The sequence below is a fragment of the Mycolicibacterium anyangense genome, assembly GCF_010731855.1.
Taxonomy (GTDB): Bacteria; Actinomycetota; Actinomycetes; order Mycobacteriales; family Mycobacteriaceae; genus Mycobacterium; species Mycobacterium anyangense.
The window spans coordinates 2,746,254-2,761,246 of the sequence record NZ_AP022620.1 but is presented as its reverse complement, the minus strand read 5'-3'; the positions used below and the strand labels follow the sequence as shown (position 1 = coordinate 2,761,246).

Here is a 14,993-nt window from a genome sequence, read left to right as displayed (position 1 = left end):
AGGGTCGTACTCGAACTTCTTCTGCGTAGGTTCTGGCTCAACGGACACTACTAGGCCACCCGAACAGCGGCCTCCAGCTCCGCCAGGGCCTTCTCGGTCAGCGGGATGAGGTCGTCGATCTCGGCCACCACATCGCGATCGGCGACGTAGCCGACTCCGATCTTGTCGGCGTAGGAGCACACCGTTACGTTCAGGGCCATCCCGTCGTAGACCACCGAGACGGGGTAGATCTCGTCGACGTGCGCCCCGTTGAAGTACCGCTGCTCCTGCGGTCCGGGCACATTGGAGATCGGCAGGTTGTAGCTCGGCCGCACCCATGAGGTGAACGGCAGCTGCGGCAGCAACACTGTCGGCCCGATCGCGGGCATCAGCACCAGCAGCATCGCCCCCGGACCCTGGGCGGCCACCTGATGCTTGACATTGCCCATCGCGTAATGCACCAGGGTCAGCCGCTGCCCGGGGTCGTCGATGTTGGTGCCCAGCGGGCACAGTCCGAGGCCGAACATGTTGCCGTGCTCGTCGCCGGGTGCCGCATCGGGATCGCGCACCGTCACCGGACAGATCGCCACCAGCGACTGGTGCGGCAGCTCGTCGTGGCCGGCCAGCCAGTCGCGCACCACACCGGAGACCACCGCGGTCACGACGTCGTTGCCGGTGACTCCCGCCGCCTGCTGGATGGCACGAATTCTCTTGCGGTCCAGGCTTGTTGCCGCCACGGCGCGCTGGGCGCCCAGCTTGGTGTTGAACCGGGTATGCGGGGCGCCGAACGGTGGTGTCACCGCCGGGGTGGCGATGCTGCCGAGGATGTTCGCCAACTCGCCGGCCACCACATGGCGGGTCAGGTTCACCCCCGAGGCCGCAATGCCGGCGGCGGCCTTGACCGCCGAGACCGGGTTGGGCAGCCGACGGCGCGTCGGTGAGGGCCGCGGTGGCACCGCCTCGGCGCTGGCGTAGAACGGCGGCATGTCGCGCTGCCCGGGATCCGGGGACAGTGAATCGCCGATCATCTTCAGCCCCGCCACCCCGTCGACGACGATGTGGTGGACCTTGATGTAGAACGCGAACCGGCCGTCGGGCAGACCGTCGATCAGGTAGGCCATCCACATCGGCGCGGTGCGATCCAGCGGCAGCGCGTGCAGCGCAGAGACCAACTCCCACAACGCTTCCGGGCCGGAGCCCGCCGGCAGGGTGCGCCGCTGCACGTGGTGGCGCAGGTCGATGTCGTCGGCGTCGCGCCAGGCCCACAGGCCCGCGGTGTCGATACCGCGGTAGGGCCGGCGGCGCAACCGCGGGTCGATCGGCACATCGGCGGTGAAACTGTCGGAGTAGAGCTGCTCGACGTAGCCGCGGGGTTCGACTCCTGGCGGCGGGGACAGGATCATCACCACGGCCACGTGCATCGGGCTCGACAACAACTCACCCGTCAGCATCAGGGCGTCGATCGGGTCGAGCGTGTCCATGTCCCAATCAGGGTACGACGGTGGACCCGATCGTCGGCATGAAAGTGCACTGCTTGTCGACGGTGGTCACCTGGCCGAAGATCGTCGACATGATGCTGCCCGAGCCGGTGTCGGCGACGGCGGTCAGCGTGGTCGGGCCCTGCGGGTTGATCGCCGGGTTCGGCTTGAGCGTGACGCTGCCCGACTTACCGGTGGTCAGGTTCACCCAGGTGACGTTCAGCGGCAGCTTCTGCTCGGCGGCGGGCGCGGGAGTGCCGACTGCGGTGAACACGTAGGCCGTCTGGCCGGGTCCGGGGCCGGGGGCGGGGATCTTGGCCGGGCCGGCCACCGACAGTGCGGTCGCGATCACGTTGCCGCCGTCGGCCAGGCAGCCGTTGGAGATCGACGGGTACATGAAGTCCTGCGTCGGCGGCGTGGCCGGGTCGTAGTTCGGCGCGGCGGCCGGCGCCGGGGCGGGCGAGGGTGCCGGGGCGGGGGCGGGAACGGCATTGGCGACCGGCATGGCAGCCGGTGCTGCGGGTGCGGCCGGGGGAGTCACCGGCGTCACCGGCGTCGGGATCTCGGGCAGTGCGTCGGGCGCCGGCCCGACGGCGTGTGCCGGGTCGATGCCCTCGGGAAGGTGCGCGTCGACGCCATAGGCGGCGGCGGTGGGATCGGTGAGGTGTTCAGGCAGGGGGGCGGGGCCGTTACCGGTGCCGGGTGTCGCCAACGGCGTGGTGCCGTGCGCGACGCCGGTCAGTGCCGCCGCGGCGGGGGGTGCCGCAGCGGGCATGGCGGCCGACGGGCCCGCGGCCCCGCCCTCCTGCACGAATTTGGTGACCTGCTGAGCCAGGGCCGCCGACCCGGCCGGCGTGGCGGCGTTGCCCGCCAGCTGGGACGCGGCGGCCAGCAGCAACTGCTGCGCCGATGAGGGATTGCCCGCGGCCTGCTGAATCACCGGGCTCAGGTTCTGCACGGCGTCGAGGCCGGGCAGCTGGCCGGGATCCAGCGGGATGGACGGGTCGGCGGTCGCGACCGGAGCCAGACTCAGGGCCGCGACGAGCGCGGCGGCGGTCAGGCCGGCGGACAGCTTGGCGATAGGCACGGGGTGCTCCCTCATCGGGTTGATAGCGACGGTCAGGGCAGAGCGGACAGCGGCAGCAGCTGGCCGAGGCCGGCGCCGCCCGGGGTGGTCGGGGCGATCGGCGGGTTGCTGGCCGGCGGTACCGTTACTGGGGCGCTGGCCGGCGGGTTGGAGATGCCGGGGGTGTTACCGATGGCCACCGGGAACGGCATCGACTCGGGAGTCAGGTTGGCCAGGTTGCCGGGCACCCCGAGCTGGTTGAGCAGCGGGATGATCGGGCCGGCCAGACCGCCGGCGGTCGGTGCCGGAGCGGGCGTGGCGGGCAGCGGCGCGGTGGCCGGTGCGCCGGCGATCGGCGAGACGGGCAGCGTCTGCGGGGCGGCTCCGGTGAGGGCCGACGCGCCGGTCAGTGCGGTCGCGGCGGTCTGCACCAGTGCCGCGGCGCTGGCCGGGTTGGTGGCGATCTGCTGGAGCATGTTGAGCGCGGGCACGCCGGGGACAGCCGGCGGGAGGGCGGGGTCGGCGGCGGCTGTGGGGCTCAGTGCCAGGGCGGCAGAGCACAGTCCGGCGGCTCCAATCGCGTTGGCGGCGAACAGTTTTGTGAAACGTGACATGGTGATCCCATTCCTTCGATGGCAGGTCTGTTCCCGAAGGTAGTCCGTTACTAGAGTTACTCAAGTGACACGTGTGGCGGTTATCCAACCGTTACGGCAGTGATGGCCGATGGTGATACGCGCGCCGTGTCCCGCCCCGACATCGACACTGCGCCCAGGGCGGCGACACGCCGACGGCGCACGCCCTGAGCGCAGCCTCGGTGCGGTCGACGGCCCGCGGAAACTGGCTACAGTCTTGGGGTGAACGCGACGGCCCGGGCGGCCCGGCTGGCCCCGGTGGTGCTCGTCGTGTCGATCGCCGCCCGGCTGGCGTGGACCTATCTGGTGCCCAATGGGGCGAACTTCGTCGACCTGCACGTCTACATCGGCGGCGCGGCCGCCCTGGACCACCCCGGCACGCTGTACTCCTACGTCTACGCCGACCAGACGCCGGACTTCCCGCTGCCGTTCACCTACCCGCCGTTCGCGGCTCTGCTGTTCTACCCGCTACACCTGCTGCCGTTCGGTGTGGTGGCGTTCTGCTGGCAGATCGGCATCATCGCCGCCCTGTACGGCGTGGTGCGGGTCAGCCAGCGACTGCTGGGCATCGCCGACGGCCGCCGCACCGCCATGCTGTGGACCGCGGTGGCCATCTGGATCGAACCGCTGCGCAGCACCTTCGACTACGGACAGGTCAACGTCATCCTGGTGCTGGCCGTGCTGTACGCGGCGTACAGCTCACGCTGGTGGCTGTCGGGTCTTTTGGTCGGCGTGGCCGCCGGCATCAAGCTCACCCCGGCGATCACCGGCCTGTACTTCCTGGGGATGCGGCGCTGGCGCGCGGCGACTTTCTCGGCGGTGGTCTTCTTCGCCACCGTCGCACTCTCGATCGCGGTGATCGGCCAGCAGGCCCGCTACTACTTCACCGACCTGCTCGGCGACGCCGGCCGGATCGGCCCGATCGGGACGTCGTTCAACCAGTCGTGGCGCGGCGGCATCTCCCGCATCCTCGGCCACGACGCCGGCTACGGCCCACTGGTGCTCGCCGCTCTCGCGGTGACCGCGGTGCTCGCGCTGCTGGCGTGGCGGGCGTTGGGCGCCGAAGCCAACTGTGAGCGGGACCGGCTGGGCTCGCTGCTGGTGGTGCAACTGTTCGGGCTGCTGATCTCGCCGATCTCCTGGACCCATCACTGGGTGTGGTTGGTGCCCTTGATGATCTGGCTGCTGCACGGGCCGTGGCGCACCCGCCCCGGCGCGCGGGTGCTGGGCTGGGGATGGTTGGTGCTGACGCTGATCGGGGTGCCGTGGCTGCTGAGTTTCGCGCAGCCGACGATCTGGCAGATCAGCCGGCCGTGGTACCTGGCCTGGGCCGGACTGATCTACATCGTGGCGACGCTGCTGACGCTGGGCTGGATCGCGGCTAGCGGTCGCCGAGAATCTCGTTGAGCTCCCGCGCCAGCTCGACGTCCTTCTCGGTGATCCCGCCTTCGGAATGCGTGACGAGCGCGAAGGTGACTGTGCGCCAACGGATATCGATATCTGGGTGATGGTCACGACGTTCGGCGTGCTCGGCCGCCCGGCGTACCGCCTCGATGCCGTCGAGGAAAGATCCGAACGTCACCGAGCGCCGTAGCGCACCATCGCGGCGTTCCCAGCCGTCGAGTTCCGCGGCGGCGGCGTCCACTTGTTCATCGCTCAGCACGGCCATCGCTCCAGTGTCCCCGCCGCGGCGCCCGGAAGCCAGCCCGTCGTTCAGATTCCGTCTGGGAGTGGGAAACGTTGACGAGCAGCAACATTCACCCGTTAGACCAACATCGGTACAAAAATGACACGCACGTTCATTTTTTCGCGAATCCTTAGACAATCCAGTACAGCCGTCCCTATTCTTCTGATCGGCTCGTTGCGAGGTTGGTTGGGGCGCGACAGCGAAGGTGACTTCTGCTTACGACGAGGGGAATTTTGTGATGCATGGGGCATGGTTGCGAGCGCTGCCCGTCGAATTCGGCGGACTGATGGTTCGCAAACCCGACGCACGGCTGGCCACGTGGCTGACAGCCTCGGCGATCGCCCTGGGTGTGGGCGCCGCCATCGCCGCCACACCAGCGGTGGCGTCCGCTGACGCAACCGGATCGGCCGGCTCACGGGGGTCGTCGTCCAGCAGCAGCGCCCCCAAGACCGGCGACCACTCGGCGACTTCGTCCAGTGTGGCGTCCCATGCCCGGCCGACCAGCACCGTGGCAGGTAGCAACGCGCGCAGCGCGGCAGCCAGGAGCGCCGCAACAACGAGTGCGGTAGTGCCCAGCGCCGCTGCGAACAGCCGGCCGGTCTCCGCACTGGTCGCCCAACCCGGCCAGAACACCGTCGTCCCGATCTTCTTCGGCAACGGCACCGCCGAACATCCCGACGGCGGCATCATCGTCGGCAACGGTTACTCGTGGACCGCCGAGACGTGCACAGGTGGCAATAGCTGCCGGGGCGGCAATGGCGGCCTGCTTGGCAACGGTGGCAACGGATTCAACGGTGGTAACGGCGGCGCTGCCGGGTGGTTCGGCAACGGCGGCAGCGGTGGTGACGGCATCGCGCTGGTCAACAACGGCCGCGGCGGTAACGGCGGTGCCGGCGGGCTGATCAGCGGTAACGGCGGATCCGGCGGCCTCGGGGCGAACATTGTGGGTGCCGGTGCCGCCGGCGGTAACGGCGGCTCAGCCGGCCTGTTCGGCAACGGTGGCGGCGGTGGTGACGGTGGGCAGGCCGCGGACTCGCCCGATCCGGGTGGAACCGGTGGTGCAGGTGGTCGTGGCGGATCCGGTGGCCTGCTGGTCGGGGATGGCGGTGCCGGCGGATCCGGAGGGGCGGCGATTCCAGCCGACGGCACCGGAGGTGACGGGGGCCATGGCGGAAGCACCGGCGTGCTTGCGCTGTGGGGCGCCGGCGGCGCCGGGGGCGCCGGGGGTGACGCCGCTACCGGAGGCCGGGGCGGCGATGGCGGAAGCGGCGGCGCGTTGGCGGTGTTCTCCATCGGCGGCGACGGCGGTGCCGGCGGTAACACTCCACTCCAGGGCCACGGGACCTACCTCGGCGGGCGGGGCGGCGACGGCGGTGCGGGCGCCCTGTGGTCGGGCAATGGCGGCGACGGCGGCGCAGGTGGCCGAGGGGGCGGCAACGGCGGAAACGGCGGCGATGTCGGGCGGTTGTCGTTGCTCGGCGCCGGCGGCAACGGCGGTGACGGTGGTGTGGGCCAAGCCGGAACACCGGGGAGCAACGGCGTCATCGGGCGTCCTGACGGCCTTGACGGCGTGGCCGGCCGGCAGGGCGGTTCCGGCGGCAACGGCGGCAATGGCAGCGTGGTCTTCGGTGTTGGCGGAGATGGCGGTTCCGGCGGCCCCGGGGGAGCCGGTGGTAACGGCGGCAAGGGCTACAGCGTCCCCGATACCGGAGCCGTCGACACCGGCGACGGCGTATCCGGCGGTAACGGCGGCGTCGGAGGCCGCGGCGGTGACGGCGGTGCTCTCGGTGGCAACCCTGGGTCGGGCCGGTACTTATTCGTGATCCCGTCACACGGCGCGGGCGGCGCGTCCGGTGCCGGCGGCGCGGGTGGCGCTGGCGGCCAGGGTGGTCTTGGCGGCCTGACCAACGACGTCAATGCCGTCGGCGGCAGCGGTGGCCAGGGCGGCGAGGGGGGCGCAGGCGGTTCCGGCGGAGCCGCGACGGCCGTGAATGCCGCCGGTGAAGGCGGTAAGGGCGGTATCGGCGGTGCGGGTGGCGGAGGCGGCTACGGATACGGCACCGGCGGCCCAGCCGGCGCCGGCGGCCGCGGTGGTGTCGGTGGTGAAGGGGGTGCCGGGAGCTCCGCTCAGGTGGGCGCGGACGGCGGTGCCGGCGGAGCGGGTGGCGCAGGTGGCGCGGGCGGCAATTCCCAAGCCTCTGGCGTCGGCGGCGTCGGCGGCCGCGGTGGTGACGGTGGTGACGGCGGCAACGGCGGCCCGGAGGGCGGAGTCGGCGGCGATTTCGGCCAGGGCGGTCTTGGTGGCGAAGCCGGTAAGGACGGCCAGCGCGCCGACAGTGGCGCCGCTGGTGTGCGCGGGCAGCACGGGACTCCCACGGCTGCGGTCATGCCCGCGGCTGCACTCAGGTCTGTCACCGACGTGCTGACCGTGTCGGCATCGGATCAGCCCACCGTGCAGTCGCTGCTGTCTGACTTCGTCGCTCGCCTGAACTACATTTTCTTCAACAGCGCACCCAGCGTGACGATCGACGTGAATCCCCAGGATCCGCTGACTGGCGCGATCAACGGACGCCTGGACGGGGTGAGCCACAACGGTTACCAGGTCACGTACTCCATCGCCAGCGGGCCCAAGTACGGCCAGATCACTGATTTCAACTCGGCCACCGGGGAGTACACCTATGTTCCGAATCCGAAGCTGGTCAATCCGGGAGTAACCGATAGCTTCACCATCGTCGCCGACAATGGCGCCGGGGCGCAGCTGCCGGGCGTCTTGGGACTCATCCAGGACGCACTGCATTCCTTGGCGATCCGTTTGAACCTGGCTAGGCCCGACACCGTCGAGGAGACGTTCACCGTCAAGGTTCTCGGTGACGGCGCGTACGGCGACACGACCAATGCGCAGTGGGCGATTCTCAATCAGAGCTACGAGAACTGCACGTTGAACGCGACGGCGGCGGCGATTCGTCAGGTGACCAGCGGGGCCAAGGCGCCGGACGAGCAGGACATGGTGGCACTGGCGAAGGCGAACAACAGTGTCGACCGGCCCGGGGCGAAGATGTACCTCGACGAGAACACCTCCGACGGTGTCGCGGTCAAGGACGCTGTGGCGCTGATGGCCAAGGAGTTCGGCTTGACCGCGAACACCACGCACTACGACGACAGCCCGGGTGCGATGGCGGACCTGCAGGCCAACCTGGCCTATGGCAACGCCACGATGGTGACCGTTTCGGCGTCGCTGATGTGGAACGCCATCCCGGACGCTTCCAACGACGGCAACCCGAACTACACCGACCTCGACCATGAAATCGTAGTCATCGCGGTAAATCTCAAAGAAGGCGTGGTTTACGTCAACGACAGCTCGGCGACCAACACGAAAGACCAACCGATCGGTGCCGGTATGAAGGTTTCGCTGGCTGCCTTCCTGTCCTCCTGGAAGACCAGCCGATATGAGCTGACGGTCGTCGACAAGCCGGTTTGATCGGCGGACGGGCTCAGCGGCTGAGGGTATACCGTTGCACCCCATGCCCGGACAGATCGTTGTCGCCGGAGCGTTGATCTCCGACGCCGCGTTGTTGGTGGCCCAGCGGGAGCGGCCGCCCGAACTGGCCGGCCTGTGGGAGCTGCCCGGCGGCAAGGTCGCCGCGGGGGAGACCGAGGCCGACGCCCTGGCCCGCGAGCTCCGCGAGGAACTCGGTGCCGAGGTGACCGTCGGGCAACGGCTGGGGGATGACGTCGCACTCGGCGAGTCGCTGATCCTGCGCGCCTACGTCGTCACCCACACCGGCGGCACTCTGCACCCGCACGACCATCGCGAGTTGCGTTGGGTCACCGCCGCCGAACTCGACGATCTGCCCTGGGTGCCCGCCGACCGCGCCTGGCTACCCGAGCTCTCGAAACTCCTCGGGCGCCAAGGCTGATCGCCCTATGATCTGGGCGTGCCCACCGATGTGAAGCCGGACATCGACCTGACCGACGGGCGGTTCTACGCCGACGGTGCCGCGCGCGAGGCCTATCGCTGGATGCGCGCCAACCAGCCGGTGTTCCGCGACCGCACCGGCCTGGCCGCCGCCGCGACCTACCGGGCCGTCATCGATGCCGAGCGCAACCCCGAGCTGTTCTCCAACGCCGGTGGCATCAGGCCGGCGACCCCGGCCCTGCCGCACATGATCGACATGGATGACCCGGCGCACTTGCTGCGCCGCAAGCTGGTCAACGCCGGATTCACCCGCAAACAGGTCAGAGATAAGACGGAAGCCATTGCGGCACTGTGTGACACGCTCATCGACACGGTGTGCGAGCGCGGCGAGTGCGACTTCGTCCGCGATCTGGCCGCACCGCTGCCGATGGCCGTCATCGGCGACATGCTGGGGGTGGCACCCGAGGACCGAGAGACCCTGCTGGCGTGGTCCGACGACCTGGTCGTCGCGCTGAGTTCGACGGCATCCGAGGAGATCCTGGCCGCCTCGGTCAACGCGCTGCTGGCGTACAACGAGTTCATGGCGGACACCGTCGCCAAGCGCCGCCGCCAACCCACCGATGACCTCGTCAGCGTGCTGATCGGTGCCGAGGTCGACGGTGCGAAGCTCACCGACGAACAGATCATCTCCGAAACCCTGCTGATTCTCATCGGCGGCGACGAGACCACCCGGCACACCCTGTCCGGCGGCACCGCCGAACTGTCTCGGCACTCCGAACAGTGGGAGGCGGTGCGCGCTGACCCCGACCTGCTGCCCGGCGCCGTCGAGGAGATGCTGCGCTGGACCTCACCGATCAAGAACATGTGCCGAATCCTGACTGCGGACACCGACTTTCACGGCACCGAGTTGCACGCCGGCGAGAAGATCATGCTGCTGTTCGAGTCGGCCAACTTCGACGACACCGTGTTCGGCGACCCGGATGAGTTCCACATCGACCGCAACCCCAACAACCACGTCACCTTCGGCTTCGGCACCCACTTCTGCCTCGGCAACCAGTTGGCCCGCCTCGAGCTGACCACGATGACTCAAAAAGTGCTGCAACGCCTGCCCGACCTCCGGCTGGCCGACGGCGCGGACCTACCGCTGCGCCCGGCCAATTTCGTCAGCGGGCTGGAGGCCATGCCGGTGGAGTTCACGCCAACGGCTGCCGTTCACCACTGACGCAAGAGAGATCCTGACCACAGCTTCGGGTCGCATTCGCCCAGCATGAGGGCCGGGCGCGGATCACTCGTTTTCGCAATCGGGGCTCCGCACTGCGACAATCACCGTCGTGAATACGCAGGACTTCCGCAATGTCGCCATCGTGGCGCACGTCGACCATGGCAAGACCACCCTCGTGGACGCCATGCTGCGGCAGTCCGGTGCACTGTCGCACCGCGGCGACGACGCCATCGAGCGGCTGATGGACTCCGGTGACCTGGAGAAGGAAAAGGGCATCACCATCCTGGCCAAGAACACCGCGGTGCACCGCCACCACCCGGACGGCTCGATGACCGTCATCAACGTCATCGACACCCCGGGCCACGCCGACTTCGGCGGTGAGGTGGAGCGCGGCCTGTCCATGGTGGACGGCGTGCTGCTGCTGGTCGACGCCTCCGAAGGCCCGCTGCCCCAGACCCGGTTCGTGCTGCGCAAGGCGCTCGCGGCACACCTTCCGGTGATCCTGGTGGTCAACAAGACCGACCGCCCCGACGCCCGGATCGCCGAGGTGGTCTCCGAAAGCCACGACCTGCTGCTCGACGTCGCCTCCGATCTCGACGAGGAAGCCCAGGCAGCCGCCGAGAAAGCCCTCGACCTGCCCACGCTGTACGCCTCGGGCCGGGCCGGCATCGCCAGCACCACCGAGCCGGCGAACGGCCAGAATCCCGACGGCGAGAACCTCGACCCGCTGTTCGACGTCCTGCTCGAGCACATCCCGCCGCCGCAGGGCGATCCGGAGGCACCGCTGCAGGCGCTGGTGACCAACCTCGACGCCTCGGCATTCCTGGGCCGGCTGGCCCTGATCCGGATCTACAAGGGCCGGATCCGCAAGGGCCAGCAGGTGGCCTGGATGCGCGAGGTCGACGGCCATCCGGTCATCACCAACGCCAAGATCACCGAGCTCCTGGTCACCGTCGGCGTCGAGCGCACCGCCACCGACGAGGCCGTCGCCGGTGACATCGTCGCGGTCGCCGGCATTCCCGACATCATGATCGGCGACACCCTGGCCGACCCGGAGCACGCGCACGCGCTGCCGCGCATCACCGTGGACGAGCCCGCCATCTCGGTGACCATCGGCACCAACAGCTCGCCGCTGGCCGGCAAGGTCTCCGGGCACAAGCTGACCGCCCGGATGGTCAAGTCGCGGCTGGACTCCGAACTGGTCGGCAACGTCTCGATCAAGGTCGTCGACATCGGCCGCCCCGACGCCTGGGAGGTGCAGGGCCGTGGTGAGCTCGCGTTGGCGGTGCTCGTCGAGCAGATGCGCCGCGAGGGCTTCGAGCTGACCGTCGGGAAGCCGCAGGTGGTCACCCAGACCGTCGACGGCAAGATCCACGAGCCGTTCGAGGCGATGACCATCGACTGTCCCGAGGAGTTCGTCGGCGCGGTCACCCAGCTGATGGCCGCCCGCAAGGGCCGGATGGAAGACATGGCCAACCACGCTGCCGGCTGGGTGCGGATGGACTTCATCGTCCCCAGCCGCGGCCTGATCGGCTTCCGCACCGACTTCCTCACGCTGACCCGCGGCACCGGCATCGCCAACGCGGTGTTCGACGGCTACCGGCCGTGGGCCGGCGAGATCCGGGCCCGGCATACCGGTTCGCTGGTGAGCGACCGCAGCGGCACGGTCACCCCGTTCGCGATGATCCAGCTGGCCGACCGCGGCCAGTTCTTCGTCGAACCCGGTGACGACACCTACGAGGGCCAGGTGGTGGGCATCAACCCGCGCGCGGAGGACCTCGACATCAACGTCACCCGCGAGAAGAAGCTCACCAACATGCGCTCCTCCACCGCCGACGTGATGGAGACGCTGGCCCGGCCGCTGGAACTGGGCCTGGAACAGGCCATGGAGTTCTGCGCCGAGGACGAGTGCGTCGAGGTGACCCCGGAGATCGTCCGGGTGCGCAAGGTCGAACTCGACGCGACGATGCGGGCGCGGGCCAAGTCGCGTGCCAAGGCCCGCGGCTGATCGGGTCACCGCGAGGCGGGTGGATACGCTGAGGGGCGTGCCGAGGGGACCGCAACGCCTGCAGACCGTGGCGGCCCTGCTGTCGGTGCTGGTCACCGCCGCGTGCACGGTGAGTCCGCCGCCGGCCCCGCAGAGCACGGAGACCTCGCAGAGCCCGACACCCCCACCGCCGAAGGCCACCCAGATCATCATGGGGATCGATTCGATCGGGGCCGGGTTCAACCCGCACCTGCTCTCCGACCAGTCGCCGGTCAACGCCGCCATCGCCGCGCTGGTGCTGCCCAGTTCGTTCCGCCCGGTGCCCGATCCGTCGACGCCGACGGGCTCGCGCTGGGAGATGGACCCGACGCTGCTGGTGTCGGCCGAGGTGACCAACCAGAGCCCGTTCACCGTCACCTACAAGATCCGGCCGGAAGCGTCGTGGACCGACAACGCCCCGATCGCCGCCGACGATTTCTGGTACCTGTGGCGGCAGATGGTCAGCCAGCCCGGTGTGGTCGACCCGGCCGGCTACGACCTGATCACCGGCGTGCAGTCCATTGACGGGGGCAAGACCGCGGTGGTGACGTTCTCCCAGCCCTACCCGGCCTGGCGTGAGTTGTTCAACGACCTGCTGCCCGCCCACATCGTCAAGGACGTCCCTGGTGGCTTCCCGGCCGGGCTGGCCCGCGCGCTGCCGGTGACCGGCGGCCAGTTCCGGGTCGACAACATCGACCCGCAGCGTGACGAGATCCTGCTGGCCCGCAACGACCGGTTCTGGGGGCCGCCCGCCTCGCCCGACCAGCTGCTGTTCCGGCGCGCCGGTGCGCCCGCCGCGCTGGCCGACTCGATCCGCAACGGTGACACCCAGGTGGCCCAGGTGCACGGCGGCGCAGCGGCTTTCGCCCAACTCTCGGCCATCCCGGATGTGCGCACCAACCGGATCAACACCCCGCGCGTCATGCAGCTGACGCTGCGCGCGCAGGAGGACAAGCTGGCCGATCCGCACGTCCGCAAGGCGATCCTGGGCCTGCTCGACGTCAACCTGCTCGCCGCGGTCGGGGCGGGCAGCGACAACACCGTCACGCTGGCCCAGGCCCAGGTGCGCGCCCCCAGCGACCCCGGGTACGTGCCCACCGCGCCGCCCGCGCTGGGGAGGGAACGGGCGCTGGAGTTGTTGGAGCAGGCTGGTTTTCAGGTCGACCGCACGCCCACCGAGGCACCGGTCGCGCCGCCGCCGTCGGCCGGTTCGCGGACCAGCTCGCAGCCGCCTGGTCCACCGGAGATCACCCGCGGGCGGATCAGCAAGGACGGGGAGACACTGGCGCTGGTGATCGGGGTGGCCGCCAACGACCCGACGTCGGTGGCGGTGGCCAACACCGCGGCCGACCAGTTGCGCAGCGTCGGCATCGCCGCGACCGTGCTGGCGCTCGACCCGCCGGTGCTGTATTCCGATGCCCTGGTGAACAACCGGGTGGATGCGATCGTCGGCTGGCACGCCGCCGGGGGTGATCTGGCGACGCTGCTGGCCTCGCGGTACGGCTGCCCGGCACTGGAGGCCACCGCGGTGTCCACCACGCCATCGGCTGCACCGTCGCCCACCTCGTCGCCCGCGCCGAATCCGCCGCCCCCGCCGCCGACGCGGGGTACCACCACCGCCTCGGCCCCGCCGCCGCTACCGGCGCCGGACAGCGGAACGCTGGTGCAGGCGCCGTCCAACCTCACCGGGATCTGCGACCGCGGCATTCAGCCCAGTATCAATGCGGCACTGGACGGTTCGGCCGAGATCGGCGAGGTCATCGACCAGGTCGAGCCGCGGTTGTGGAACATGTCGACGGTGCTGCCGATCCTGCAGGACGCGACGATCGTTGCGGCCGGCCCGAGCGTGCAGAACGTCAGCCTGACCGGAGCGGTCCCGGTCGGCATCGTCGGCGACGCGGGCCGCTGGGTCAAGACCGCCCAGTAGGCTCAGTCCGCCGCGTGCTGGCGCTTCGAGCCACCGGTGGACTTTGCGGCTTTGCCGGCTGATGGTGATGCCGCGCCGGAATCGGTTGCCGCCGAAGCATTGTCGCCACCGGTGGCCGCCGCTGCTCTCGCGGTGCGAGCAGGAACCGCCTTGAACGAGGCAATCGTCTTGGTTGCCGGACCGGCGACGGCGGTCGCCGCGAGTGGCGGGGAGCGACGGTGGGGATGGGCGAGGTGGCCACACCGGGTCCGGTGTTGAGGTCGGCGTAGACCGTGGAACGACCCTCGTTGATCTCATTGGTCAGGGCGGTCAGCGACGTGTTCACCGCCGCCTCGATCGGCGCCCGGCCGGCATTGAACGCGGTGATGAGATCGCCGGTCGTGGCCAGCGTGCCCGCGAAGATCTGGGCGCCGGTCACCACACCGCCGATGACGGTGACCGGGCCGGTCACCAGCGCCTGCGCCAGGATGTTGACGGTGTAGTCGACGATGTCCTTGGTGGCGTTGAAGGCCCGGTCCAGCGCGGCCTGCAGCGCGAATCCGCCTGCGGCGCGGGGTGCTTGCAGCAGGGCGAAGGTATTGGTCAGCGGTGTCTGGATGGCCAGCAGCGCAGCGCCGAGCGCCTGGTTGACGTTACCGCCGGCCTGCAGCGTCTTGACGAGCACGACGGGGCTGGTGATCAGGCCGGCCCCGACACCGATCAGCCCCCACCCGGTGAACGGCACCGCGGGATTACCGGCCGGCCCCAAGCAGGCCGTGCACTGTTCGGTACTGCCGATCAGGATCGGCGCCAGTGCCAGCAGGTTGCCCAGGGTGTTGATCCCGATCTGGTAGGGGATGGCGCCCAGGGCCGGGGTGGCCAGCCCGCTCAACTCGACGAACGGCAGCGTGACGGTGGGGACGCGGGCATCGTGCGTCGGCACCAGGGGACTCATTGCGATGGCGCCGGCCCCGGCGAGCGCGACACCGGTCTTGAACACAGAGCTGACAGCGGTGGACATTTGAGCTCCTTTGCCCGTCGAGACGTGATGAGCGCAAGGTACCTGAGAGCAGCCTGAGGA

General features: G+C 69.7%; 11 protein-coding genes. 6 read left to right on the top strand and 5 right to left on the bottom strand.

Annotated elements, in window-relative coordinates; translation table 11 throughout:
* Positions 1 to 50: 50 nt before the first annotated feature.
* From G6N35_RS12800 to G6N35_RS12790, 3 genes are read right to left on the bottom strand one after another with little or no spacing between them, the layout of a single operon-like run.
* Complete coding sequence (locus tag G6N35_RS12800; protein WP_163804586.1) at positions 51 to 1,460, bottom strand: wax ester/triacylglycerol synthase family O-acyltransferase; 1,410 nt, start codon at positions 1,458 to 1,460, stop codon at positions 51 to 53.
* Positions 1,461 to 1,467: 7 nt separating this feature from the next.
* Positions 1,468 to 2,559 (bottom strand): Rv1157c family protein, encoded by a 1,092-nt coding sequence (locus G6N35_RS12795; protein WP_163804585.1) that lies wholly within the window; start codon positions 2,557 to 2,559, stop codon positions 1,468 to 1,470.
* Positions 2,560 to 2,576: 17 nt separating this feature from the next.
* Complete coding sequence (locus tag G6N35_RS12790; RefSeq protein WP_163804584.1) at positions 2,577 to 3,137, bottom strand: hypothetical protein; 561 nt, start codon at positions 3,135 to 3,137, stop codon at positions 2,577 to 2,579.
* Between the two features lie 240 nt (positions 3,138 to 3,377).
* On the opposite strand from G6N35_RS12790, the gene G6N35_RS12785 reads away from it, so the two are divergent.
* Positions 3,378 to 4,562 (top strand): mannosyltransferase, encoded by a 1,185-nt coding sequence (locus G6N35_RS12785; RefSeq protein ID WP_163804583.1) that lies wholly within the window; start codon positions 3,378 to 3,380, stop codon positions 4,560 to 4,562.
* Here G6N35_RS12785 and G6N35_RS12780 read toward each other — a convergent pair.
* The gene (locus G6N35_RS12780) at positions 4,537 to 4,824 is read right to left on the bottom strand and encodes a 4a-hydroxytetrahydrobiopterin dehydratase (RefSeq protein ID WP_163804582.1); all 288 of its coding nucleotides are present in this window, start codon (positions 4,822 to 4,824) and stop codon (positions 4,537 to 4,539) included. The genes G6N35_RS12785 and G6N35_RS12780 overlap by 26 nt on opposite strands.
* Before the next feature lie 256 nt (positions 4,825 to 5,080).
* Here G6N35_RS12780 and G6N35_RS27600 point away from each other — a divergent pair, with 256 nt between their 5' ends.
* The 5 genes from G6N35_RS27600 (at position 5,081) to G6N35_RS12755 (ending at position 13,933) form a co-directional block, all read left to right on the top strand.
* A complete protein-coding gene (locus tag G6N35_RS27600) occupies positions 5,081 to 8,320 on the top strand; it encodes an Ig-like domain-containing protein (RefSeq protein WP_179967354.1) in 3,240 nt (1,079 codons plus the stop codon).
* Positions 8,321 to 8,363: 43 nt separating this feature from the next.
* A complete protein-coding gene (locus tag G6N35_RS12770; RefSeq protein ID WP_163804581.1) occupies positions 8,364 to 8,759 on the top strand; it encodes a (deoxy)nucleoside triphosphate pyrophosphohydrolase in 396 nt (131 codons plus the stop codon).
* 18 nt (positions 8,760 to 8,777) lie between these two features.
* Positions 8,778 to 9,980, top strand: coding sequence for a cytochrome P450 (locus G6N35_RS12765; protein ID WP_163804580.1), 1,203 nt, complete (start codon positions 8,778 to 8,780; stop codon positions 9,978 to 9,980).
* A 109-nt stretch (positions 9,981 to 10,089) separates the two neighbouring features.
* Positions 10,090 to 11,988, top strand: a complete 1,899-nt coding sequence (gene typA / locus G6N35_RS12760) for a translational GTPase TypA (RefSeq protein ID WP_163804579.1) — start codon at positions 10,090 to 10,092, stop codon at positions 11,986 to 11,988.
* Between the two features lie 28 nt (positions 11,989 to 12,016).
* Positions 12,017 to 13,933, top strand: a complete 1,917-nt coding sequence (locus tag G6N35_RS12755) for an ABC transporter family substrate-binding protein (protein WP_170313172.1) — start codon at positions 12,017 to 12,019, stop codon at positions 13,931 to 13,933.
* On the opposite strand, the gene G6N35_RS12750 is transcribed toward G6N35_RS12755, so the two are convergent.
* Positions 13,917 to 14,933, bottom strand: a complete 1,017-nt coding sequence (locus G6N35_RS12750) for a hypothetical protein (RefSeq protein ID WP_163804577.1) — start codon at positions 14,931 to 14,933, stop codon at positions 13,917 to 13,919. The genes G6N35_RS12755 and G6N35_RS12750 overlap by 17 nt on opposite strands.
* Between the last annotated feature and the right edge of the window lie 60 nt (positions 14,934 to 14,993).